Here is a 22,131-nt window from a genome sequence, read left to right as displayed (position 1 = left end):
ACCCGGCGCCTGATCAGGGCGCCCGGTGACAACAGGTCACAGCAAGCCCGCCCGCCTTAGAGACGGTAAAGCACCTGGTCCTTCCAAAACCGGTCCAGCCGCCGCAAGGTCTGCGTCGCCTCGCCGAGCTGCGCGGCATCCACCCCGCCGATCGGCCCCAGCGACTGCAGATGCCGGTTGATCAGGTTGTCGACCAGGCCGGCGACCTCGGCGCCCTTCTCGGTCACCGAGATGCGCACCGTGCGCCGGTCCCGGTTGGACTTTCGCTGCTGCAGATAGCCGAGCTCGTTCAGCTTCTTCAGATTGTAGGAGACGTTGGAGCCGAGATAATAGCCGCGAGTCTTCAGCTCGGAGGGGGTCAGCTCCTCCTCGCCCAGATTGTGCAGGAGGACCGCCTGCACGTTGTTGATCTCGTCCCGACCGACACGGTCGAGCTCGTCCTTCACCACGTCGAGAAACCTTCGGTGCGCACGCTCGATGAGCCGGATCGCCTCCACGTACGCATCACTTCCGCGTGGGGTGACAGGGGCATCCATCACCCTGTCACATTCCGTCTGCCGCACCACAAAGTTCATGGGTCTGCCTCTTGGTTATCGGCCCATTCGGGCGCTTTTCCGCGAGGTTGGCCCCATGCGCTAAAGCGGATCTTAAGTCGCAGCCTTAACCAATGGTGAACGCAATCGACGTGGCTTTTACGTCACATGGTGCGGCGGCTCAGGAGCCGCCCTCGCCGCGCAGATGGCGAATGACTCCGGAGAAGTCCGTCGCGTCCCCCCCAGCGGCGCAAAACGCCTCGTAGACCGCCTGCGCCGCGCCGCCGAGCGGCACCGCCGTCCCGGTCGTTTCGGCGGCGTCACGGGCAAGGTTCAGGTCCTTCAGCATCATCGCCGCCGTGAAACCCGGCTGATAGTCCCGGTTGGCGGGCGAGGTCGGCACCGGCCCCGGCACCGGACAGTAGGACGTCAACGCCCAGCATTGGCCGGACGCGGTGGACGACACGTCGAACAGCTTCTGCCGGTCCAGCCCCAGCGCATCGGCAAGATTGAAGGCCTCGCTGACGGCGATCATCGAAATGCCGAGGATCATGTTGTTGCAGACCTTGGCCGCCTGCCCGGCCCCCGCCGCGCCGGTGTGGACGATCGTCTTGCCCATCACCTCCAGCAGCGGCCGCGCGCGGGTAAACGCCTCGTCCGGCCCGCCGACCATGAAGGTCAAGGTTCCCGCGGCAGCACCCGTCACACCGCCGGACACGGGCGCATCGATCATCGCGACGCCCTTCTGTGCGGCCTTCTCCGCCACCTCGCGCGACGTCGCGACGTCGATGGTGGAGCAGTCGATGAGGAGGGTCCCCGGCGCCGCGAAGGAAAGGACCCCCGCCTCGCCCGCCACCACATCGGCGACATGGCGGCCGGCGGGCAGCATCGTCACCACCACTTCGGCGCCGATGACCGCGGCCTCCAATGTCTCCGCCGCCCGGCCGCCGCCTTGGGCGAAGTGCAGCCGCGCGTCCGCGAACAGGTCGAAGCCCGTCACGTCGTGACCGGCCGCCACGAGGTTCTTCGCCATCGGCCCGCCCATATTCCCGAGGCCGATGAAGGCGATCTTTGCCATAGTTCCTCCCCTGCGGCGCCCGAGGCACCGTCCTTTTCTGATGGTTCCGCTTGCCCGCTGCGCCGTCAGGCGTGCGCGTCCCGCTCGCTCCACGCCCTGAAGCACACGAGCCCGGCCGCCAGCGCCAAGGCGACGATGTTGGCCGCCAGCGCCACCGGCCCGAACGGCACCGAGCCCGGCGCAATGATTGTGAACACCAGCGCCGCCAGCACGGCGCTGCCCCACAGGACGACGCCCCACGATCCCGCCAGCCACAGCCCGACGGAGATCACCGGCATCACCACCGCTGCGACCGAGGTCGAGATCCACGGCCCGCTCGGCGAATGCCAGCTCGCCTCGATCGCCGCCGACTGGTAGCCGATGAGCGTGGTCCACACGACGACGGCGCCGATGAGCCAGGCCACCGCGCTCACCCGCACAACGAGATCGGTGAGGATGCCGAGCCGGTCGCGGCCCTCCTTGTGCCCCGCCATCGCCGCGTGAATGGCCGCCAGCGACAGCGGCGCCGTGCGCGAAACGGTACGGCGCGGCGGCCGCGTCTCTCGCGCGGGCTTGCCTGCCGCACGAGCCGCAGGGCGCGCCGGAGCGGCGCGCGCGTCCCCCGTGCCCGCACCCGCGCCCGCACCGACACCCGCCTTGGCCGGAAGCTGAGCCTTCGCCTCGGCCGACGCGGCCTGATCGTCGATCCGCGCCGGAAGCTGGGTGCGTCCCGGCGCCCCTTTCGGCTCCGGCTGCTGTGCCTGCTGCTGTGCCGCGGCGCTGCCGGAGGCTGCCTTCGGTGCGGTGGTCTTCGCAGGCGTTCGCGGCGCCGTCGCGGCGCCTGCGGGAGCCGCCCCGCCGGGGGCCGGAAGCGCCAGCGCCTGCCGCGGTGCGCCCGCCTCCGCCGCGCGCGGTGCCGCCGTCCGCGGCGCACCGCCGGCCGCCCCACCTGCGCCGGATGTTCCTGCGCCCGCCGCGCCGTCCTTCGCGGCACCGCCGGGTGTCCCGCCCTCCGGTGCCTTGGCGGTGGATCGCATCAGGCCGCGCGGCCGGTCCTCGGCCGATCCGGCATCGTTGCTCGGCGCCTTCGCCTTCGGCGGCGCCTTCGCGGGCGTCCGCGCCTTGGCGGGGGGCGACGGGTTGGACGGGCCTTTGCCGCCCGGATCGCGCGGGTCCTCAGGAGGCATGCACCGCCCCCCTCCCGCCCGCGCTCTTCGTCTCACCGAGACCGAGCCGCCCATGCGGTCCGGTCACGAAATGCGCCGCCACCGCGCTCTTCTCCACCTTGTCGATCTCCGCCGGATCCCACTTCGGCGCATTGTCCTTGTCGATCAGCACGGCGCGGATCCCTTCATAAAGGTCGTGCCCGTCGAGAATGCGCGAGACGATGGCAAAGTCCATCTCCAGCACACCCGCTGGGTCGAGATCGGCCGCGCGGCGGATCTGCTCGAACGTCACCGCCATCGAGGTCGGCGACCTGAGCGCCATTTCGTCGAACGCCACCTTGGCGAACTCGTCGTCGGCGCTCATGTCCGCCAATCGCTCCATCACCGCCGCCAGCGTGGGCGCGCCGAACGCCTTCGCCATAACCTTGCGCGTCTCGGCCGGCATCGGGTCGGTCTCCACCGTCATCTCGTCCAGCGCCGGCTCCAGCGTTCGCGCGTGCGCAACCCGGTCCAGCACCGCATCCAGCGATCCCTCCACCGGATGCGTCACATATCCCGCGGCCACCGCCTCGGCGAGCTTGATGCGGTGCCCGGTCAGCCCCAGCCACATCCCCGCCTCGTCCTCCATGCGTGACAACAGATGCGTCGCGCCGACGTCCGGGAACAGGCCGATCGCCGTCTCCGGCATCGCGAAGGTCAACGTCTCGTTCGCCACGCGGATCGGCCCGTGAGCGGAAAGGCCGACGCCGCCCCCCATGCACACCCCGTGGATCAGCGCGACATAGGGCTTCGGAAAGGTCGCGATGCGGTGGTTGGTCCGATACTCGGTGGCGAAGAAGTCGATCGACCCCGCCCGCCGCTCGTAGACGGAGCGGATGTCGCCACCCGCGCAGAACGCCTTCGGCCCGTCGCCGCGTACCGCCACCCGCTCGACACGGTCGTCCCGCGCCCACTCGTCCAGCGCCTCGCCGAGGGCGGCCATCATCGGCTCGGTCAAGGCGTTCAGCGCCTTCGGGCGGTTCAGCGTCACGAGGCCGGTGCGGCCGACCGTCTCGAACAGGATATCGCTCATCCGTTCGAGGCCTTCAGCATGTGGCGGGCAATGATGAGGCGCATGATCTCGTTGGTGCCTTCCAAAATCTGGTGAACGCGCAGATCGCGCAGCAGCCGCTCCAGCGGATAATCCCGCAAATAACCGTACCCGCCATGAAGCTGAAGGGCATCGTTGACGATCTGGAACCCGGTGTCCGTCGCGAGACGCTTCGCCATTGCCGCCAGCGCCGTCGCATCTGGCGCGCCGCGGTCCACCGCCGACGCCGCCTTGTGGAGGAGGAGCCGCGCCGCCTCCAGCCCTGTCGCCATGTCCGCGAGGCGGAACTGCAGTGCCTGGAAGGCCTCCAGCGGTTTGCCGAACTGGCGCCGCTCCTTCATGTACGCCGCCGCCAGCGTCAGCGCCTCGGCCGCCGCCCCCAGCGAGCACGCGCCGATATTGAGCCGCCCCCCGTCGAGCCCGGCCATGGCGATCTTGAAGCCCTCGCCCTCCGCGCCCAGCCGGTTCTCCGCCGGAACGCGCACCCCGTCGAAGCTCACCGCCGCCGTCGGCTGCGAGTGCCAGCCGAGCTTCTGCTCTTGCGCGCCGAAGGACAGGCCCGGTGTTCCGGCAGGCACCAGGAAGGCCGAAATACCGCCCGCCCCCTCGCCCCCCGTCCGCGCCATGACGAGGTAGAGATCCGACCGCCCGCCGCCGGAAATGAACGCCTTCGCCCCGTCGATCACATAGCTGTCGCCATCGCGCACCGCCCTGGTGCGCAGCGATGCGGCGTCGGACCCGGCGCCCGGCTCGGTCAGGCAGTAGCTGGAAAAGGTCGCCATGGAGCAAAGGTCCGGCAGATAGGCCGCCTTCTGCGCCGCGCTGCCGAACCTGTCGATCAGCGCCGCCACCATGTTGTGGATCGAGATATAGGCCGCCGTCGACGGACACGCCCGCGACAGCTCCTCGAAGATGATCGCGCCGTCCAGCCGGGTCAGGCCAGAGCCGCCGTGCGCCTCGCCGACGACGATGCCGCCGAAGCCCAGCGCCGCCCCCGCCCGCAACACGTCGACGGGAAAGGTGTTGTCACGGTCCCAGTCGGCCGCGAACGGCGCCATCTGTTCGCGTGCGAAATCGGCCGCCATGTCCTTGATGGAAGCCTGCTCTTCAGTCAGGTCGAAATCCATACGTCCTCCCGCCGTCCACCAAGCGCGGCCCGGCCCCATCCGTCAATCGGATCGTCGGGGCCGCATCGTTGACCGCGCGGCCCGGATGGCATCCCAATTGCTTTTCCCAAAGGAAAGCAACGGAGCAACGACACAGTCATGAGCGACGATTACGCCAACCGCAGCTACGGCGAGATCCCTGTCGGCTTCGGCGACAAGCCCGGAATCGTCGTCGTCGATTTCCAGATCGGCTTCACCGACCCGCAATATCCCCTCGGCGGCGCGCCCCTCGTGATGCGCGCCCTCGAAAACACGGCGACGCTGCTGAAGACGGCCCGCGCCGCCGGCATCCCCGTCGCCACCTGCAACACCTCCTACCTCAACGAGCGGGAGATGCCGCACTGGAAGATCACCGCCGTGCGCGACACCTTCCGCCACGACCACCCGTCGACCGCCATCGACCCGCGCATCTACGACCCCGCCTATGATGTCGCCGTCACCAAGAAGGGGCCGTCGATCTTCTTCAGCACCGGCGTCGCCGACTATTTCGCCAAGGAGCGCGTCGACACCGTCATCATCACCGGCTGCAACACGTCCGGCTGCATCCGCGCCAGCGCCATCGATTCCTTCTCCCACCGCTACCGGACCATCGTCCCGGAAGACTGCGTCGGCGACATCGAGGAAGGCCCGCATCACGACAACCTGCGCGACATCGGCCGCCGCTACGTCGACGTGACCGACCTTGCCACCGTGCTCGGCCAGATCGAGGAATGGCGCGGCCGCAACACGCACTGACCACGCCCCCGTCCGGCCCCTGTCGCGCCGCCACGCAAGTCTCGTTTACGCGGCGCCCTGCGATCCGCTAAGATCGGCCGCGACAGGGAGACCACCGATGGACATCGACCACCGCACGCTTGCCGGCAACCCCGTGGACGTCGCAGGCGTCCTCAAGGGCCGCCGCATGCGCCGCACCCGCCGGGCAGACTGGTCGCGCCGCCTGGTGCGCGAGAACACGTTGACGGTGGACGATCTCATCTGGCCGATGTTCGTCACCGAAGGCACCGCCCACCGCGAGCCGATCCCCTCCATGCCCGGCGTCTTCCGCCTGTCGGTTGACGAGATCGGCGCCGCGGCCGAGGAAGCCGCCGAACTCGGCATCCCCGCCATCGCCCTCTTCCCCTACACGACGATGGACAAGCGCGACGAAGCCGGCACCGAGGCCTACAACGGCGACAACCTCGTCTGCCGCTCCTGCCGCGAAATCGCCCGCCGCGCCCCCTCCGTCGGCATCATGACCGACGTCGCCCTCGACCCCTACACCTCCCACGGCCACGACGGCATTATGGTCGGCGACGAGATCGTCAACGACGTCACCGTCGAAGCCCTCATCCGCCAGACGCTCACCCAGGTCGAAGCCGGCTGCCACATCATCGCCCCGTCCGACATGATGGACGGGCGCATCGGCGCCATCCGCACCGCGCTCGACCAGGCGGGGCACGAAAACGTCCTGATCATGGCCTACGCCGCCAAGTTCGCCTCCGCCTTCTACGGCCCCTTCCGCGACGCGGTCGGCGCATCCGGCGCGCTGAAGGGCGACAAGCGCACCTACCAACTCGACCCCGCCAACACCGACGAGGCGCTGCGCGAAGTCGAGCTCGACCTCGCCGAAGCCGCCGACATGGTCATGGTGAAGCCCGGCATGCCTTACCTCGACGTCGTACGCCGGGTGCGCGAACGCTTCTCCGTCCCCACCTTCGCCTACATGGTGTCCGGCGAGTATGCGATGATCGAGGCCGCCGCCGCCAACGGCTGGATCGACGGCGAAAAGGCGATGATGGAAAGCCTCATGGCCTTCAAGCGCGCCGGGGCCGACGGCATCCTCACCTACCACGCGCCCCGTGCGGCGCGCCGCCTCGCCGCCGGTTAGGCCCCGCGTGGACGCTCCGGCGCCGTCGCCCTCTCCCGCCCCCGGTCCCGAGGCGATCACCGCGGACACGATCCGCGAGGCGGCCCGCCGCCTCGAAGGCGTCGCCCTCAAGACCCCCTGCCTCGCCGCACCGCGCCTGTCCAAGCTGACCGGCGCCAACGTCTTCGTGAAGTACGAGAACCTGCAGCCGACCGCCTCCTTCAAGGAACGCGGCGCCTACAACAAACTCGTCTCGCTGACCGAGGACGAGCGGCGCGCCGGCGTCATCGCCATGTCCGCCGGCAACCACGCCCAGGCCGTCGCCTACCACGCCGGCCGCCTCGGCATCTCTTCGGTCATCGTCATGCCCGAGCGCACCCCCTTCGTGAAGGTCGCCGCCACCGAGGGCCACGGCGCCCGCGTCGTCCTCGCCGGCGAAACCATCGCCGAAAGCGCCACCCGCTGCGCTGAGATCGCCGCCGAAGAGGGCCGCCTCCTCATCCACCCCTACGACGATCCGCGCATCGTCTGCGGCCAGGGCACCATCGGCTTCGAGATGCTGGCCGAGGTGCCGGAGCTCGACATCCTCGTCGTCCCCATCGGCGGCGGCGGCCTCATCTCCGGCATCGCCACCGCCGCCAAGGCGATCAAGCCCGACATCCGCATCATCGGCGTGGAAGCCGCACTCTACCCCTCCGCCTACGCCGCGCTGCGGGGAGAGCCCGGCCACTGCGGCGGGTCGACGATCGCCGAGGGCATCGCCGTCAAGTCCATCGGCGCGCTCACCCTCCCCATCATCGCCGCCCTCGTCGAACGGGTGATCCTGGTGGACGAGCCGACCCTGGAACGCGCCGTCAACGCCTACCTGACGCTGCAGAAGGCGATGGCCGAGGGCGCGGGCGCGGCCGGGCTCGCCGCCATGCTGGCCGAACCGGACCTCTTTCGCGGCAAGACAGTCGGCCTCGTCCTGTGCGGCGGCAACATCGACCCGCGCATGGCCGCCTCCATCATGGTGCGCGAGCTGACGCGCGAGAAACGCATCATCGCCATCGAGTCCGACTATCCGGACGAGCCCGGCCTCCTCGGCCGCATCACGTCCGCGGTCGGGCGCGCGGGCGGCAACATCCTCGAGGTCACCCACAATCGCCTCGCCCTCACCCACCTCGCGCGCGAAACCGGCATCCGCCTCACCATCGAAACCCGCGACGACGCCCACACCGCCCGCGTGATCGCCGCTGTCGAGGAGGCCGGCCTCACCGTCCGCCTCACCGAAACCATCGACGGTCGCTTCTGACCCCGCGCGCCGCCGATCACCCCCGCCTCAACCTGCCCACAGGGGTGCGCCGCCTCCGACGACGCATCCCGGCAACGCTCGGCCCTTATCCGCAGCCGGATAAGGATCTTCCCAACGCAGCCTTTGACGAAGGGGCGCCCCGTGCGCCAAAACCGCCGGTGATACAGTCATGATGCGAGCCGCCCGATAGATGGAAGCCGATATCGCGATGATGGGGACGATCCTCGTCATCGCCGCGTCCACCATCCTCTACGCCACCGAGCGCTATTCCATCGAGGCCATCAGCCTCGGCGTGCTCGCGGCGTATATCGCCATGTTCGCGGTCATCGGCCTGCCGACGCGCGATGAGCCGTTCGGCCTCAACGAAATCATCTCCGGTTTCGCCAATTCCGGCCTCATCACCATCGTCTGCCTGCTCGTCGTCGGTCAGGGCCTCTTCCATACCGATGCGTTGGAGCGCCCCGCCCACCTCCTTGTCGGCTGGGTGGTGAAACACGGCGCCCTCGGCATCTGCGTCACCTTCATCTCCATCGCCGCGCTCTCGGCCTTCCTCAACAACACCCCCGTGGTGGTGATGTTCATCCCCATCATCGCCACCCTCGCCTCGGCGCTGAAGTCAAGCGGTTCGCGCTTCCTCATGCCGCTCTCCTTCGTCACCATCCTCGGCGGCATGACGACGCTGATCGGCTCGTCCACCAACCTCCTCGCCGCCAACGTCGCGCGCGACGCCGGTGCCGTGGACCTCGACTTCTTCTCCTTCACGCCCGTCGCGCTGATGGTGGCCGGCATCGGCCTGCCTTACGTCCTCGGCATCATGCCCCTCCTCCTGCGTGAGACGCGCACCATGGCCGAGGCCATGCGCGCCCAGGGCGGCAAGCAGTTCATCGCCGAGATCCCGATCCGCGCCGGCCATCCCCTCGTGGGGGCCGAGAGCAAGCACGGCATGTTCCCCCAGCTTCAGGACATGACGGTGCGGCTGGTCCAGCGCGGCGAGCGGCCCCACCTGCCGCCCTTCGAGGGGGTCAAGCTGCAGCCCGGCGACATCGTCATCGTCGCCGCCACCCGCCCCGCTCTGGAGCGCGCCCTCTCCCACAAGGGCGCCGTCATGGCCGGCGAGACGACCGACGAGAAGCCGCTCGGCGTCGTCACCCTCGCCGAGGCGATCGTCGCGCCCGGCTCGCGGCTCATCGGCCGTACCGTCGCCCAGTCCGGCTTCCGCGGCGAGGTCGGCTGCATCGTCCTCGCCATCGAGCGCCGCTCGCGCATGCCGCGCATGCCGATGGTGGATATCCGTATGGAGGCGGGTGACGTCCTCCTCTTCGCCGGCCCGCGCAAGGCGATCGAGGAGCTGCGCGGCAACCGCGACGTTCTCCTCATCGACTGGACCGCGGCCGACGTTCCGGCCCGCCGCCGCGCCCCCGTGGCACTCGCGATCTTCCTCTGCGTGGTCGCGGCTGCGGCGAGCGGAATCATGCCGATCGCCGCCGCGGCGATGCTGGGCGCCTTCGCGATGCTCGCCACGCGCTGCCTCAACACGCGCCAGGCCGCCCGCGTCATCGACGGGCGCATCATCATGCTCATCGCCTCGGCCATCGCCTCGTCCACCGCGCTCACCGCCACCGGCGGCGCGGCCGAGATCGCCCACCTCATGCTCGGCGTCCTCTCCGGCGCGCCGCCCGCCGTCGTCATGTCCGCGCTCTTCATCCTCATCGCGCTGACCACCAACATCATGACGAACAATGCCGCGGCCGTGCTCTTCACGCCGATCGCCATCGGAATCGCCTCAAGCTTGGGCTTGCCGGCGGAACCCTTCGTCGTCACAGTTATCCTTGCGGCCAATGCGTCGTTCGCGACCCCCGTGGCGTATCAGACGAACCTTCTCGTGATGGGACCCGGCCATTATCGTTACCGGGATTTTCTCATCGCCGGCGGTCCGCTCGTCTTGCTACTGTGGGGCGCGTTCACGATCATCGGTCCGTGGTGGTACGGTATCTGATGCCGCCCGCGCCCCGTTCCGGCGACGATCCCGCGCCATCGCGGATCACGCACCTCGGGGACGCAGACGGCAGTGTCAGGACGATCGCGTGTTGAGGACCGCTTTGCCGATGATGCGGGCGGATCCAACGGTAGTGCGGAGGCCCGCTTAGACCCATGGTGAAGTCGAACGACAGATTCGACCAGGACGCCGCCGCCGATATCGAGCGGGACGTTCCGGCACGGCCGCGCCGCCGCGTCACCGTCCGCCGCCTGTCCGAACATCCGCAATTCTACCTCACCGCGCCCTCGCCCTGCCCCTACCTGCCCGAGCGGTTCGAGCGCAAAGTCTTCACCCACCTCGTCGGCGACCGGGCCGACGCCTTGAACGACGTCCTCACCCAAGGCGGCTTCCGCCGGTCCCAGAACATCGCCTATCGCCCGGCGTGCGAGGGGTGCCGCGCCTGCGTCTCCGTGCGCGTCGTCGTCGACGAGTTCGAGTGGACCCGCTCCCTCAAGCGCGTCTGGCGCGACAATTCGCACCTCGAACGGCGCGAGCGTCCGCCGCTCCCCTCGTCGGAACAATACAGCGTCTTCCGCGCCTATCTCGACGCCCGCCACGCCGACGGCGGCATGGCCGATATGACCGTGCTCGACTACGCGATGATGGTCGAAGACACCCACGTCGACACGCGCATCTTCGAATATCGCGAGCCGGGCGGACGCACCCGCGGCCCGCTCATCGCCTCCGCCTTGACCGACGTCCTGTCCGACGGCCTGTCGATGGTCTATTCCTTCTACGAACCCGAAGGCCCCTACGGCTCGCTCGGCACCTTCATGATCCTTGACCACCTCGTGCGCGCCAAGGCGATGGGCCTGCCTTACGTCTACCTCGGCTACTGGGTCGATGGATCGGACAAGATGGCCTATAAGACGAGGTTCCAGCCGCAAGAGCGCCTCAGCACCAAAGGTTGGGTCCGCACCTGATCTTCCCGGCCCCAAACGCGACGGTTCGATGACCGAGACACCCCGCCGCGCCGTCTCCGAGGCGAGACCGGCTTCTCAAAAGGCTCCGCCGCGCTACGTCCCGCGCGAGGAAAAAGGGGTGCCTGGGTTTTTCCCGTCCCGCCGCCTGCCCTACGTCGCCAACGTCAGCTGGCCGCGCTCGGGCCATGTGCTGCTATCGCGCATCCTGCTCGAAACCTTCGAGGGCCTGTTCGGCTACTGCGAATATTATAGGCCGAGGCGCCAGGAGGACACGCCCTGCTGCGGAGCCTTTCCATGTGTGCGCCGCGGCCGCGTCCACATGACCAAGCAGCACGACCTCACCCTCGATGCCGAGTTGCCGCGCCACCACCGCCTCATCGTACAATACCGCGCCTTCGTGCCGTCCGTCGTCTCTCATTTCGAGCAGGCGCTCGCCACCGGCTCACCCGTTACCGACACGGCCGAAAGCTTCCAGTCCTTCGCCCGCTCCCAGGCGGGCCTCTATTCCCGCTTCGTCGACAAGTGGGTGACGAGCCCGCGCACCAACCGCCTCGTCTTGCGCTACGAGGACTTCACTGCCGATCCCGCCGCCGCCATGCGCGACGTGCTCGCCCTGTTCGACGCGCCGGACTACGCCGCACGCATTGAGGAGGTCATCACCACGATCGACGCCCTGCGCTACGAAAACGGCAAGACCCAACGCCTGTCGGGGGCCGGCATCGCCGACCGGCGCGACGTCACCGCTTTTCGCTTCTACGATCCCGGCTTCTTCCGCACCCTCGCCGCCAAAGTGGGCGAGGACACGCCCTGAGCCCTCGCGCCCCAGCCATGATCTTCCGCATCCGCCAGAACGCGGCCCTCCACACCCGCAAGGCGCCCGGCTACTACCCCGCCACGCCGCTCCCCTACGTCGCCAATGTAAGCTGGCCGCGCTCGGGCCATCATCTCCTGGTGCGGCTGCTGCAGGGCACCTTCGGCCCGCTGTTCGGCTATTGCGAGGCCTACGTGCCCCGCCGCGGGCCGGACGCGCCCTGCTGCGGCCGCTTCCCCTGCAGCCGCACCGGCCTCATCCACATGTCCAAGCAGCACGACTTCGACCTCAAGGCCGAGGTGCCCGCGGGCGTCGGCCTCGTCGTGCAGTACCGCGCCTTCCTGCCGTCGACGATCTCGCAATACGAGATGACGGTGCGCGATGCCGGGTCTACCGACACCGCCGCCGCCTTCCGCGCCTATGCCGAGGAAATGCTGCCCCGCTATCGAGGCTTCATGGCCCGCTGGGTCGCGCCGGAGCGTGCGGGCCGCATCCTCATCGCCTACGAGGACCTGGTGAACGATCCCGTCACCGAGGCTCGCAAGGTGCTGGACCTCTACGGCATGGGAGAGCTGGCACCGCAACTGCGGCGCGCCGCGAAGCGGGTGAAGGCCGCCACCTACGTCAACGGTGTCGAGAAGGTTCAGGCCGCCCGCGGCATCTCGGGCGAGCGCGACGTCTCGACCTTCCGCCACCACGACGCCGCGTTTTTCGCCGACCTCACCGCCCGCGCCGACGCCCCTTATTGAGGCCGCGCCGGCCGTTCAGCGCCTCAGCCGAACTTGTTCGACCGCGGCACGCCCTGCGGTGCCATCCGCCCGGCGGAAGCCCGCTCGCCCCGCCAATCCGTGAGGTCGTCCATGGTGCGGCGATGCTCGCGCCCGGCCGTGTCACGCCAGGTCAGCCCGTCCGCCGCCTTGAAGGTCTTGATGTCGCTGAGGCCGCCGTCCTTGTAGCGCTGCAGCCGCACGCCGCGCCCGCGCGCCAAAGTCGGCACCTGCTCGATCGGGAAGACGAGCAGCTTGCGGTTCTCGCCGATCACCGCGACATGGTCGCCATCGGCCCGCACGATGGCCATCGCGATGTCCTTGTCCGCCGGCGACATCACCGCACGGCCCCGCTTGGTGGTGCCGATCAGATCATCCGCCACCACGATGAAGCCGCGCCCGACCTGAGAGACGATGAGCCACTGCGACCCCTGCTCGTAGACGAACATGGACGCGATCTCGACCCCGCCCGGCAGCTCCAGGATCAGCCGCAGAGGCTCGCCATGGCCGCGCCCGCCAGGCAGCTTGTCAGCGCCCAGCGTATAGACGCGCCCGTCCGTTGTGAGGATCAGGAGCTTGTCGGTCGTCTGGGCGTGGAACCACGAGCCCATCTCGTCGTCCTGACGGAAGGCGAGCTTGTCGAACTCCTCGGTGTGCCCCTTCAGCGCGCGCACCCAGCCTTTCGCCGACAGCACCACCGTGATCGGCTCGCGCTCGATCATCGCTTCGGCCACGATGTCCGCCGAGATCGCGCTCGGCGCCTCGCCGAAGGTGGTCCGCCGCTTGCCGAGCTTGGTGTCCTGCCCGAAGAGCTTCTTCACCTCGCGCACGGAGCCGGCGACCTTCTTCCACTGCAGCTCGTCCGAGCCGATCAGCGATTCCAGCTCGGCCCGCTCCGCGGTGAGGTTCTCGTGCTCCTGGCGGATCTCCATCTCTTCCAGCTTACGCAGCGAGCGCAGACGCATGTTCAGGATCGCCTCGGCCTGCACATCCGACAGCGTGAAGGCCTTGATCAGCTCTTCCTTCGGGTGGTCCTTGTAGCGGATGATCGCGATCACCCGGTCGAGGTCGAGGTAGACGATCAGAAAACCGTCCAGAATCTCCAGCCGGTGGACGACCTTGCCGAGCCGGTGGGTGGCCCGGCGCACCGCCACCTCCTTCAGGTGCTTCAGCCACGCCTGGATCGCCTCGATCAGGCCGATCACCCGCGGCACCTGCCCGCCCATGAGCACGTTCATGTTGAGCGAGATGCGCGATTCCAGGTCCGTGACGCGGAAGAGGCTCTCCATCAGAAGCGCAGCGTCGACCGTCTTGGAGCGCGGCTCCAGGACGACGCGGATGTCCTCGGCGCTCTCATCGCGCACGTCGGCCAAAAGCGGCAGCTTCTTCTGGTCCAACAGCTCGGCGATCCGCTCGATCAGCCGCGATTTCTGCACCTGATAGGGGATCTCGGTGACGACGATCTGCCAGACGCCGCGCCCAAGGTCCTCCGTCTCCCACCGCGCGCGGGTGCGGAAGCCGCCGCGTCCCGTGCGATAGGCCTCCGCCATCGACCCGGCGCTTTCCACGATCACGCCACCGGTCGGGAAGTCCGGCCCTTTGATGGGGCCGTTGTCCGGGTCGAAGATCGTCTCCAGCTTGGCGTTCGGGTGCTTGATGAGGTGCAGCGCCGCGTCGGCGATCTCGGCCGCGTTGTGCGGCGGAACGTTCGTCGCCATGCCGACCGCGATGCCCGCCGAGCCGTTGGCGAGGAGGTTCGGAAAGCCGCCCGGCAGCACCACCGGCTCGCGCTCGGACCCGTCATAGGTGTCGCGGAAATCCACCGCGTCCTCGTCCAGCCCGTCCATCAGCAGGCGGGCGACGTCGGTCATGCGCGCTTCGGTATAACGCATCGCCGCCGCGCTATCGCCATCCACGGTGCCGAAGTTGCCTTGCCCGTCCACCAGCGGGTAGCGCACGGCAAAATCCTGGGCGAGACGCACCAGCGCGTCGTACACCGCCGTGTCGCCGTGCGGGTGATATTTGCCGATCACGTCGCCCACCACGCGGGCCGACTTCTTGAACGCCTGTCCAGGGTCGAGCCGCAGTTGGCGCATGGCAAACAGCAGGCGGCGGTGCACGGGCTTCATCCCGTCGCGCACATCCGGCAGCGCGCGGTGCATGATCGTCGACAGCGCGTAGGCGAGGTAGCGCTCTTCCAGCGCCGCCTTCAGGTCAACGGGTGTGTCGTCGTCGCTCAACGCGGGTCCTCGTTACAACGCGGGATCGGCGGCAGGGTGCGCGCCGAGCATGACGCTGTCCTACACCTTGCACGGCCGCGCTCACAGGGGCGGCGGGCGTTCATCCCTGCGATCCACACCCGCGCCAGCAATTCCGGCAGGATAGGCCAGGTCTCGCGGTGCTGCCTGCCTCATCGTGCCCCGCTATGCACAGGAGAAAGGCAGCCATCGCCTCATCGTGGTGCACAACCACAACGCTATCGCCCATGTCATAGGGCGTGGCGCCGCACCGACGCCGAACCACGAAACAGAGTGTCCACCAGTGATCATGTACCTTGCCACCTCCCCCGCCCTGCGCCGCGCCTTCTACGCCGCGATGGCCCTCCTGGCGCCGCCGCGTGAACAGGCGAACATCGCGCGCCATCAGCGCTGAGCCTCGCCGCGCGCGCTCGGGATGAGAAAGGCTCATCTCGAGCGGCGACGCCAAGTATCCGACGCGCTATCGTCGGCGCGGAACGCCGCGCCGCCGTCCCCCTCAGGGCGCTCTCCCCGCGAGGGCGCCGATCGACATCAGCCGACTGGTGACATCAGCCGACCGGAGACATCACCCGAACGGTGGCACCCGCTCCTTCGGGATGGTAATCTCACCCATCGGTGAAAAAGCGTGTCGAGAGTGATGTCCCGTTGGGACCGCCCACGGTTCGTTTCCGTCGAGCGCACGTGTGAGCGGCGGCACGGATGCGCCGTCCGGCCTGGCCGAACGTGAGGCCAGCACCATCGGCCGTTCGGCCGAGGCCGGTCCGGTCGCATGCGCCGTTCACAAGCCTTGCCGCGATGGAGATCGAATGGCGTTTCGACTGACTGCCGGCCTCGTCACCGCCCTTGCGGCGCTCGCCCTGCCCGCCTCCGGCCCCGCCGCCGCCGACTCGCTCGTCGGCCGCACAGCCGCCTTCAGCGTCCTCGCCTACGACGATCCGTCAGCGCCCCTCTACCAAGGCGCCATCCACACCGCGGCGATCTCCGACTCGATCGAGTTCGGCCTCGTCCCGGAGGGTGTGCAGAACGGGCTCGACGTGGTCCCGGTCCTCGTCGACATCGGCCCCAGCCGCATCGACATCAACTTTTCTCCCTCGCCCCCCGGAGACATCGCACCGGCCGAATTCAACGGATACGTCCTCTCCTTCACGCCCGACTGTCTCGTCTTCAACGGCGCGCGGGTGGACGCGGCGGCCACGACGCTCCCAATCGCTGACGACAACATCACCCTCTCCGGCCGCACCCTCTACGTGAACCTCGAAGGCCTCGCCTACGACATGTCGAGCCGCGTCGGCATCCTGCTCGATGTGACCGACTGCCCGCTGACCTGAGCCGTTCCCCGGCCGCCGCAGCGAAGTCGCCGCGACCAGAGGGCCGATGGCGGTGCCGAAGCGGCACCGCCTCAGTCCAGCCGGGTCGCGGGGTCCATGTGCCGCCCGGTCCATCTGGCATAACGCCATGGTCGGCGGGCGGCGTCAGGCGGCAGATCGGGCACGGGGTCGAACCCCGCAGGGCCCCACGGGTTGCAGCGCAGGATGCGCGCCAAGGTCAGCCATCCCCCGGTCCACGCTCCATACCGGCGGACGGCTTCGTCACCATAGTGCGAGCAGGTCGGCAGATAGCGGCATTGCCGCCCCATGAACGGCGACAGGAACACCCGGTAGACGTAGAAGATGCCGCGCAGCCCTGCGGCCACCGGCCTCACGCGCCGCCGCCTTTCACGCGGCCCCGCTCCGCCTCACGGGCTGTCCCGCGCTGCGTCTCACGGCCGAAGACGCCACCTCACGCCGCTTCCGCCAGCGCCGCGGCCTTTCGCGCGGCCTCCAGCGTGGCACCGAAGGTCAGCATGGTGGAGGCGTGGCGCGACTTGTGCTCGCGCACCGGCTCCAGATATTTCAGCTCCTCCCAGCGCTCGCCCGTCGGCGGCGGAGCGCCCTCTTTCAGCATCGCCTCCATCTGGTCGTGCACGGTTTCGAGCTCCTCCACCGTGGCGCCGATCACGTGGCGCGCCATGATCGACGACGAGGCCTGGCCGAGCGCACACGCCTTCACCTCGTGGGCGAAGTCGGCCACGCGGCCATCCTTCATCGTCAGGTCGACGGTGACCTGGCTGCCGCACAGGCGCGAGCGATGGGTGGCACTGGCATCCGGCTTGTCCAGCCTGCCGACCCGCTCGATATTCGCGGCGAAGCCCAGGATCTTGTCGTTGTAGAGGTCTGTCAGCATAACGGCTCTCCCCGGTCACATGAGGATATATGTCGTGGCACCTGTCTCCAACAGCCTCCAACCGCCATCTCCCGACGCGAAAGAGCAGGAACGCGGCTCCGTCTTCCGCCCCAAGTTCGGCGCCGATGGGCTCGTGACCGCCGTCGCGGTCGACGATTCCAGCGGAGACATCCTCATGCTCGCCCACATGAACGCCGAAGCGCTGGCCGCGACCCTTGCGACCGGCGAGGCGCACTACTACAGCCGGTCCCGCAAGGCGCAGTGGAAGAAAGGCGAGACCTCGGGCCAGATCCAGACCGTGAAGCGCATCCTCGTCGACTGCGACCAGGACGCGGTCATCCTACGCGTCACCGTCGGCGGTGACGGTGGTGCCTGCCACACCGGCGCGCGCACGTGCTTCTACCGCGCGGTGGGCGCGGACGGAACGCTCACCCGCGCGGACTGACCCACGACGCACGCCAGCCCCACCGCTCCCCTGTCAGGTGGACAGGATATAATCGCGAATCTGATCCCGCTCACGGATCGCCTGCTCGATCTTCACCTTCACCACGTCGCCGATGGAGATGAGCCCGGCCACCTTGCCGCTCTCCACCACCGGCATGTGCCGAAATCGCGAACTCGTCATGCGCTGCATCACGTCGTCGACCAGATCGTCGGGACTTGCCGTCTGCACGCTCTTGGTCATGACGGACGATGCGGTCACCTTCAAAGCCTCGGCCCCGGCCGAGGCGATGTGGCGCACGATATCACGCTCCGACAAGATGCCGACCAGTTGATCGCCATCCATGATCAGCAATGCGCCAACTTTGTGTTTAGAAAGCTCTTGAGCAACCTCTGCCAAAGTCGCATCCGGAGACATGGAGAAGACGTTGCCGCCCTTCTCCTTAAGGATCGCCTTTACCGTCATCTCTATTTGCCTCCCCCGATCGGCCAGACAACGGAGCGAAACACAATTTTAAGGGGATGACCAGCCTGCGTTTCGCGCTCATCGACCAACGGATAGGGCGCGCATCTGTAGCTTAACGCGGCGGTACAGGGTCGAAGATGCGAAACAACAGCAGCCCCACCAGGAACCCGCCGATGTGCGCCTCCCAGGCGATCGCCTGACCGCCCGACACCGAAGAGCCCAACCCAACCGCCAGGTTGATGCCGAACCAGATGACGATGAAAAGGAGCGCGCTCCGATTGCGGAAGGTGTCGGCAAGGCTCGCCGCCGGACGCTTGAAGGCCCTGTCGTCGGTCCCGCCGCGGCGCAGCACCATCGGCCCCCCCGCGTCGAACACGAAACGCGCCGCCGCCGCCATCTGCCCGGCAATCGCCGCCGAAGCGCCGACGACGGGGATCGGGTCGCCCATGTGAAGCGCCAGATGGAGCGCCGCGCCACCCGCAGCCGCCACCGCCGAGAAGACCCAGAAGCGCACGGCGCCGAAGCGCCGCGACACGGCGCTGCCGAAGGCCACCAGCCATACCGCATTGGTGATCAGATGAACCCACGACCCGTGGAGCAGCGCATAGGTGACGAAGGTCCACACGTCGGCCGCGATCCCGCCGGGGAAGGGAAAGAATCCCGCCACGTAGCGCGCTGGGATGAAGGCGAACCAGAGCTGAACGACGACGTCCCGCTCAGGCGAGAGAAACGAGCGGGCGAAGTGCACCAGCGTGATGAGCGCCACCATGGCCACTACGGCGCCGGGAAGCATCAGCACCGGCTCGCGCCCATCCCCGGGCGCCGGCCCATGCGGCCCATGCGGCCCGCCGCCGCCCCGTCGCTCAGAAGGCGACGCGTCCGCGCGCAGTCCCCCGGCGCTCGCCGCATGATCCGCCTCGGGAGCTGGACCGGAAGGACCGTCGGTGGGGCGCGCGGCGCCGGTCTGCGGCGGAATGCGCGGAATGTGACTCATCGTGCAGTCGGAACCTCGGCCGGCAAGGCGGCATCAGCCGCTGCGTCAAATGTCATGGATGACGAATTAAGGTGCTCAAACCTCTTCGCAACCTTGCTCGAAATGCCGCCAGTTGGCGACGTAGCCGGTCGCCGCCCGCTCGAGCCCGGCCAGATCGGCCTGCGTCAGCGGCCGCACCGGGCGCGCGGGAGCACCCAAGGCGAGCGTCCGCGGCGGGATCGTCTTCCCCTCCGCCACCAGCGCCTGCGCCCCCACCAGCGCCGCCTCCCCCACCACCGCATGGTCGAGGACGACGGCGTTCATGCCGATCAGCGCGCCATCGCCGATGGTGCAGCCGTGCAGCATCACCTTATGCCCCACCGTCACCCCTGCGCCGATGGTCAGCGGCGCGCCCATCGACGTGTGGCATACCGCATTGTCCTGCACATTGCTGCCGGCGCCGACCTCGATCCACTCGTTGTCGCCGCGCAGCACGGCACCATACCAGACCGAGGCGCCCGCCCTCAGTCGCACCCTGCCGATCAGCACCGCCGTCGGCGCGATCCACGTGTCGGGGTGGATGTCGGGCGCGATCCCGTCCAGCCGATAGACCGGCACCGGATGGCCCTCAGGCGCCTTCGACGTCCATTTCCAAGATCGCCATCGTGAAGTTCCAGGACAGTTCACCCTCGTCCTCATCCCGGTAGAGAACGCCGATGAACTCGCCTTTGATATAGACTTCGGCCGAGTCTTCTTTGCGGGGCTGCGGCCTAATCTCGATCGTCTCATTGCCGAACACGCGGCGCATATAGGCTTCAACCTTCGCCATCTCGGTCTTTTTCACCGGACTCTCCTGAATTGTGCGTCGTGGCCGGGAAGGACCCTCCCCGGCGGGCGTCGGGCGCACGCTGCCCCAAGGCGGCGGTGCGATCAACACCCGAGCGGCAACGATCTCGCCCCGTTCACGCTCCGCACTCCTCACCAAACGGCGCACGAGCGTGATGAACGGTACGCGAAATCAATGTTCGCCACCGAGCCCGCACGGATCAAGTCGTCAGGAACAGGAGTGAAGGCAGGTGCGACAGGGTCAGCACCCCAGTGGTCCGGGGCCGTTGCCTCGCCGGACCGCATCGGAGAAGAGGTTCAAGCCGCAGGCGCGTCGGAACCCGTGCCTCAGAGCCGCGTGGCGCGAACCACCACGTCAGCCTCTTCACCGGACTTCACGGTGAAGGAACGGCGGAATTCGATGTCGCGGTGCTGGGCCACGACCTCGTAGGTGCCGGCGGCGAGCGTGACGTTGGCGTGGGCGCCGACGCGCTCGTAGATCGCCTCACCGTCACCGCTATAGACGGTCCACGCGGTGTTCGCGAGCGCCTCACCCCCATTGTCACGCACCAGCTTCAGCCGAACCGTGCCGGCGGCGTGACGCAGCGAAACACGGGTGAGCTTGCCGGCGTCCACGGTGACATCGGCGCTGCGCACCGCATTGATGCCGCCATAACGGCTGACCACGTGATAGACGCCTGCGGGGAGGCGGGCGATGGCCCCGGCGCGGATGTCGCCGATGAGAACGCGCTCGTCCTCCTCGACCATGTAGAGCTGAAAGTCGACATTCTGCGACACCGGCTGCTCGCTTTCGTCGAGCACGGCGGCGAGTTGCAGGCCACCGGCATTGAGGACCATCGTCTCCGAGGTCACCGGCTTGAAGAGGTCGATGGTGCGCGAGACGGCCGCGCGGCCGTAGGTGGCGTGGACCACATAGCGGCCCGGCTCCAGTCGAAGCTCGAGGTCGCCGCCCTGCGCCTTCTCCACCAGCGGGAGCTGTCCCGATACGGTGGGCCCGTCGCGGTAAACGCGCCAGGTGATGCCCGATCCGACCGGGCCGGAATTCTCGGACAGTTTGCCGACCAGATAGAGGGCGACTTCGCCGCCGAGGTCGGGTCTCAGTTCGCCGGCGCTGGGGCCGGACGGGGCGTAGGCGCTGACGGAAGAGGAGGTGTAGGCCTCGCCCCCCATCAGCCTGTTGAAGGCGGACTGGGGATCGGGCGAGGCCGCCGCTCGCCCGGGATTCATCTTCGGGATCGGGACCTTGGCAGCGGCGACGGAGGGAGCAGCGGCCAGCGCAATGATCGCAATTGCTGTCCAACGTATCATCGGCCGTCCCTCGATCGTTCTGGTTGCGGGCCGCGCCATGACGCGACCCGGCCCGGTCATCCCGAGCCCATTAACCTCTGACGTGGTTGATACCCTATTGCAACGATCACGGGTCATTGAGTGTAAAGCGCTCAAACCAAGTCAGGAGTCCACAAAATGCGCGAGATGCGTGACTATTTGGCAACGCGGAGGACCACAGCGGCAACCTTCCTCGATTCCCCAAGCCCCGAGCAAGCGACGCTTGATGAAATGCTGAGGATCGCCGCACGTGTCCCCGATCACGGGAAGCTCGCGCCCTGGCGCTTTATTGTATTCGAGGGCGCGGCGCGAGAGGCGGCGGGCGAGGTGGTCGCCAGCGTCGCCGAGCGGAAGGACCCCCAACGCGACCTTATGGAAGAGCGTGCCCGCTTCACCCGCGCGCCGCTCGTCGTCGCCGTGGTCAGCACCGCCGGACCGCACGTCAAGATCCCCGAATGGGAGCAGATCCTCTCGGCCGGCGCCGTCTGCCTGAACCTCGTCCACGCGGCCTACGCCTTCGGCTACAGCGCGCAGTGGCTGACCGAGTGGATCGCTTATGATCGCGATGTGCTCGCCGGTCTCGGCGTCGAACCGGGCGAAAAGGTCGCGGGGTTTATCCACATCGGCACGCCGCAGATGACGCCCACCGAGCGAGACCGCCCGGACATGGCCGCCATCACCACGCGGTTCGCCCCAAAGCCCGCTTGAGCGGCCGGCTTTTCGCGCCATCCGAACTGGCGCCGACCGCCGGTTGCGTGCCTGCGGGACCGGCGCGCCGACCGCACCCGTCCCCAATCTGTGGACAATCATCGTCACCCGTGTCCCCGCTCATGCGGATTGCACTTCGATGTTGCGACGATGCCACAGGCGGCTTGTGCGAGGCCGTACGGATGTTGGCCCGGACTGA

Annotated in this window: 23 protein-coding genes; 10 read left to right on the top strand and 13 right to left on the bottom strand. The window is 68.3% G+C overall.

The features are described 5' to 3' along the window. Window positions 1-56: 56 nt before the first annotated feature. From BIX52_RS10520 to BIX52_RS10500, 5 genes are all read right to left on the bottom strand, one after another. Window positions 57-575, bottom strand: coding sequence for a MarR family winged helix-turn-helix transcriptional regulator (locus tag BIX52_RS10520; RefSeq protein WP_083548654.1), 519 nt, complete (start codon window positions 573-575; stop codon window positions 57-59). A gap of 139 nt (window positions 576-714) precedes the next feature. Next, complete coding sequence (gene mmsB / locus BIX52_RS10515; RefSeq protein WP_075221016.1) at window positions 715-1,611, bottom strand: 3-hydroxyisobutyrate dehydrogenase; 897 nt, start codon at window positions 1,609-1,611, stop codon at window positions 715-717. A gap of 65 nt (window positions 1,612-1,676) precedes the next feature. Next, window positions 1,677-2,777 (bottom strand): DUF6163 family protein, encoded by a 1,101-nt coding sequence (locus tag BIX52_RS10510; RefSeq protein ID WP_075221015.1) that lies wholly within the window; start codon window positions 2,775-2,777, stop codon window positions 1,677-1,679. Further along, on the bottom strand, window positions 2,767-3,828 hold the full coding sequence (locus BIX52_RS10505) for an enoyl-CoA hydratase/isomerase family protein (protein ID WP_075221014.1): 1,062 nt from the start codon (window positions 3,826-3,828) through the stop codon (window positions 2,767-2,769). Before BIX52_RS10505 ends, BIX52_RS10510 begins: the two co-directional genes overlap by 11 nt. Then, window positions 3,825-4,973, bottom strand: a complete 1,149-nt coding sequence (locus BIX52_RS10500; RefSeq protein ID WP_075221013.1) for an acyl-CoA dehydrogenase family protein — start codon at window positions 4,971-4,973, stop codon at window positions 3,825-3,827. Before BIX52_RS10500 ends, BIX52_RS10505 begins: the two co-directional genes overlap by 4 nt. Window positions 4,974-5,111: 138 nt before the next feature. Here BIX52_RS10500 and BIX52_RS10495 point away from each other — a divergent pair, with 138 nt between their 5' ends. From BIX52_RS10495 to BIX52_RS10465, 7 genes are all read left to right on the top strand, one after another. Continuing rightward, entirely contained in the window at window positions 5,112-5,747 is a 636-nt protein-coding gene (locus tag BIX52_RS10495) for an isochorismatase family protein (RefSeq protein ID WP_075221012.1), read from the top strand. 97 nt (window positions 5,748-5,844) lie between these two features. Further along, complete coding sequence (gene hemB, locus BIX52_RS10490) at window positions 5,845-6,879, top strand: porphobilinogen synthase (protein ID WP_075221011.1); 1,035 nt, start codon at window positions 5,845-5,847, stop codon at window positions 6,877-6,879. Between the two features lie 7 nt (window positions 6,880-6,886). Then, window positions 6,887-8,152: a threonine ammonia-lyase gene (locus tag BIX52_RS10485; protein WP_075221201.1), complete on the top strand. Its 1,266-nt coding sequence runs from the start codon at window positions 6,887-6,889 to the stop codon at window positions 8,150-8,152. Between the two features lie 190 nt (window positions 8,153-8,342). Beyond that, entirely contained in the window at window positions 8,343-10,148 is a 1,806-nt protein-coding gene (locus tag BIX52_RS10480; protein WP_075221010.1) for an SLC13 family permease, read from the top strand. A gap of 251 nt (window positions 10,149-10,399) precedes the next feature. Next, window positions 10,400-11,113, top strand: a complete 714-nt coding sequence (locus BIX52_RS10475) for an arginyltransferase (RefSeq protein ID WP_075221200.1) — start codon at window positions 10,400-10,402, stop codon at window positions 11,111-11,113. Window positions 11,114-11,231: 118 nt separating this feature from the next. Next, the gene (locus BIX52_RS10470; RefSeq protein WP_075221009.1) at window positions 11,232-11,924 is read left to right on the top strand and encodes a hypothetical protein; all 693 of its coding nucleotides are present in this window, start codon (window positions 11,232-11,234) and stop codon (window positions 11,922-11,924) included. A 17-nt stretch (window positions 11,925-11,941) separates the two neighbouring features. Further along, the gene (locus BIX52_RS10465; protein WP_075221008.1) at window positions 11,942-12,673 is read left to right on the top strand and encodes a sulfotransferase family protein; all 732 of its coding nucleotides are present in this window, start codon (window positions 11,942-11,944) and stop codon (window positions 12,671-12,673) included. 23 nt (window positions 12,674-12,696) lie between these two features. Here BIX52_RS10465 and parC read toward each other — a convergent pair whose 3' ends face one another. After that, a complete protein-coding gene (gene parC / locus BIX52_RS10460; protein ID WP_075221007.1) occupies window positions 12,697-14,931 on the bottom strand; it encodes a DNA topoisomerase IV subunit A in 2,235 nt (744 codons plus the stop codon). An 824-nt stretch (window positions 14,932-15,755) separates the two neighbouring features. Between parC and BIX52_RS10455 the strand changes: the two genes are divergently transcribed. Beyond that, on the top strand, window positions 15,756-16,277 hold the full coding sequence (locus BIX52_RS10455; protein WP_075221006.1) for a hypothetical protein: 522 nt from the start codon (window positions 15,756-15,758) through the stop codon (window positions 16,275-16,277). Window positions 16,278-16,348: 71 nt separating this feature from the next. Here the strand turns inward: BIX52_RS10455 and yidD are convergent, their stop codons facing one another. Beyond that, the gene (gene yidD, locus BIX52_RS10450) at window positions 16,349-16,651 is read right to left on the bottom strand and encodes a membrane protein insertion efficiency factor YidD (RefSeq protein ID WP_075221005.1); all 303 of its coding nucleotides are present in this window, start codon (window positions 16,649-16,651) and stop codon (window positions 16,349-16,351) included. Window positions 16,652-16,728: 77 nt separating this feature from the next. Continuing rightward, entirely contained in the window at window positions 16,729-17,172 is a 444-nt protein-coding gene (locus tag BIX52_RS10445; RefSeq protein WP_075221004.1) for an iron-sulfur cluster assembly scaffold protein, read from the bottom strand. Between the two features lie 34 nt (window positions 17,173-17,206). Between BIX52_RS10445 and hisI the strand changes: the two genes are divergently transcribed. Further along, entirely contained in the window at window positions 17,207-17,617 is a 411-nt protein-coding gene (gene hisI, locus BIX52_RS10440; RefSeq protein WP_245803167.1) for a phosphoribosyl-AMP cyclohydrolase, read from the top strand. A gap of 33 nt (window positions 17,618-17,650) precedes the next feature. Here the strand turns inward: hisI and BIX52_RS10435 are convergent, their stop codons facing one another. The 5 genes from BIX52_RS10435 to BIX52_RS10415 form a co-directional block, all read right to left on the bottom strand. Then, window positions 17,651-18,079: a CBS domain-containing protein gene (locus tag BIX52_RS10435; protein WP_075221002.1), complete on the bottom strand. Its 429-nt coding sequence runs from the start codon at window positions 18,077-18,079 to the stop codon at window positions 17,651-17,653. A 112-nt stretch (window positions 18,080-18,191) separates the two neighbouring features. Further along, window positions 18,192-18,872 carry a rhomboid family intramembrane serine protease gene (locus tag BIX52_RS10430; protein WP_075221199.1) on the bottom strand — a complete coding sequence of 227 codons (681 nt, stop codon included), beginning with the start codon at window positions 18,870-18,872 and terminating at the stop codon, window positions 18,192-18,194. A gap of 276 nt (window positions 18,873-19,148) precedes the next feature. Further along, complete coding sequence (locus BIX52_RS10425; protein ID WP_075221001.1) at window positions 19,149-19,670, bottom strand: gamma carbonic anhydrase family protein; 522 nt, start codon at window positions 19,668-19,670, stop codon at window positions 19,149-19,151. Window positions 19,671-19,680: 10 nt separating this feature from the next. Further along, window positions 19,681-19,896 carry a DUF3126 family protein gene (locus BIX52_RS10420; protein WP_075221000.1) on the bottom strand — a complete coding sequence of 72 codons (216 nt, stop codon included), beginning with the start codon at window positions 19,894-19,896 and terminating at the stop codon, window positions 19,681-19,683. A gap of 329 nt (window positions 19,897-20,225) precedes the next feature. Next, window positions 20,226-21,206, bottom strand: a complete 981-nt coding sequence (locus tag BIX52_RS10415) for a hypothetical protein (RefSeq protein ID WP_083660159.1) — start codon at window positions 21,204-21,206, stop codon at window positions 20,226-20,228. 156 nt (window positions 21,207-21,362) lie between these two features. Here BIX52_RS10415 and BIX52_RS10410 point away from each other — a divergent pair, with 156 nt between their 5' ends. Continuing rightward, window positions 21,363-21,932 (top strand): nitroreductase family protein, encoded by a 570-nt coding sequence (locus BIX52_RS10410; RefSeq protein WP_075220999.1) that lies wholly within the window; start codon window positions 21,363-21,365, stop codon window positions 21,930-21,932. The last annotated feature ends 199 nt before the right edge of the window (window positions 21,933-22,131 follow it).

This window comes from Acuticoccus yangtzensis (genome assembly GCF_001927245.1).
In the GTDB taxonomy this organism is placed as follows: Bacteria; Pseudomonadota; Alphaproteobacteria; order Rhizobiales; family Amorphaceae; genus Acuticoccus; species Acuticoccus yangtzensis.
Note: the sequence above shows the minus strand (reverse complement) of the source record. Positions and strands in the feature narration are given on the sequence as shown.

Excerpts from the sequence above, each read along its gene's own strand:
- BIX52_RS10520 (WP_083548654.1), bottom strand. The coding sequence starts at position 575 with ATGAACTTTGTGGTGCGGCAGACGGAATGTGACAGGGTGATGGATGCC.
- mmsB (WP_075221016.1), bottom strand. The coding sequence starts at position 1,611 with ATGGCAAAGATCGCCTTCATCGGCCTCGGGAATATGGGCGGGCCGATG.
- BIX52_RS10510 (WP_075221015.1), bottom strand. The coding sequence starts at position 2,777 with ATGCCTCCTGAGGACCCGCGCGATCCGGGCGGCAAAGGCCCGTCCAAC.
- BIX52_RS10505 (WP_075221014.1), bottom strand. The coding sequence starts at position 3,828 with ATGAGCGATATCCTGTTCGAGACGGTCGGCCGCACCGGCCTCGTGACG.
- BIX52_RS10500 (WP_075221013.1), bottom strand. The coding sequence starts at position 4,973 with ATGGATTTCGACCTGACTGAAGAGCAGGCTTCCATCAAGGACATGGCG.
- BIX52_RS10495 (WP_075221012.1), top strand. The coding sequence starts at position 5,112 with ATGAGCGACGATTACGCCAACCGCAGCTACGGCGAGATCCCTGTCGGC.
- hemB (WP_075221011.1), top strand. The coding sequence starts at position 5,845 with ATGGACATCGACCACCGCACGCTTGCCGGCAACCCCGTGGACGTCGCA.
- BIX52_RS10480 (WP_075221010.1), top strand. The coding sequence starts at position 8,343 with ATGGAAGCCGATATCGCGATGATGGGGACGATCCTCGTCATCGCCGCG.
- BIX52_RS10465 (WP_075221008.1), top strand. The coding sequence starts at position 11,942 with ATGATCTTCCGCATCCGCCAGAACGCGGCCCTCCACACCCGCAAGGCG.
- BIX52_RS10455 (WP_075221006.1), top strand. The coding sequence starts at position 15,756 with ATGGCGTTTCGACTGACTGCCGGCCTCGTCACCGCCCTTGCGGCGCTC.
- BIX52_RS10445 (WP_075221004.1), bottom strand. The coding sequence starts at position 17,172 with ATGCTGACAGACCTCTACAACGACAAGATCCTGGGCTTCGCCGCGAAT.
- BIX52_RS10435 (WP_075221002.1), bottom strand. The coding sequence starts at position 18,079 with ATGACGGTAAAGGCGATCCTTAAGGAGAAGGGCGGCAACGTCTTCTCC.
- BIX52_RS10430 (WP_075221199.1), bottom strand. The coding sequence starts at position 18,872 with ATGCTTCCCGGCGCCGTAGTGGCCATGGTGGCGCTCATCACGCTGGTG.
- BIX52_RS10415 (WP_083660159.1), bottom strand. The coding sequence starts at position 21,206 with ATGATACGTTGGACAGCAATTGCGATCATTGCGCTGGCCGCTGCTCCC.
- BIX52_RS10410 (WP_075220999.1), top strand. The coding sequence starts at position 21,363 with ATGCGCGAGATGCGTGACTATTTGGCAACGCGGAGGACCACAGCGGCA.